This is a genomic window from Neisseria sp. P0021.S007 (assembly GCF_051956855.1).
In genome coordinates this window covers 1-509 of record NZ_JBQCXA010001257.1, presented here as the reverse complement: position 1 = coordinate 509, position 509 = coordinate 1, and the positions used below count along the sequence as shown (strand labels likewise).

At 56.8% G+C, this 509-nt stretch carries 1 protein-coding gene; it reads left to right on the top strand.

Going from position 1 to position 509, the window contains the following annotated elements; translation table 11 throughout:
- Window positions 1-11 precede the first annotated feature (11 nt).
- Window positions 12-509: 4-hydroxythreonine-4-phosphate dehydrogenase PdxA (locus tag ACTHUR_RS18610; protein ID WP_440400250.1), on the top strand; the 498-nt coding region annotated here is incomplete at its 3' end.

Genomic DNA, 509 nt, shown 5'->3' with positions numbered 1-509 from the left:
AAGGAATCCGCATGACTTTACCTGTTTTAGCCGTCACTTCGGGCGAACCCGCCGGCATCGGCCCCGATATCTGCTTGGATTTGGCGTTTGCCGATTTGCCATGCCGTTGTGTCGTATTGGGCGACAAATATCTGCTGCAAACCCGTGCCGAACAATTAGGCAAAACCATTACCCTGCAAGATTTCGACCCGCAGGGCGGCAAGCCCGAACGCGGCATATTGGAAGTGTTGCACATTCCCTTGGACGCGCCCTGCCAAGCAGGCAAACTCAATCCCGCCAATGCCGCCTACGTCCTCAAACTGCTGGACACTGCCTATCAAGGCATTTCAGACGACCTCTTCGACGGCATGGTGACCGCACCGCTGCACAAAGGCGTCATCAACGACGGACACGCCAGCGATCATTTCTTCAGCGGCCACACCGAATACCTCGCCGAAAAAAGCCAAACCGAACAAGTCGTCATGATGCTCGCGGGCGGCGGATTGCGGGTGGCACTCGTCACTACCCAC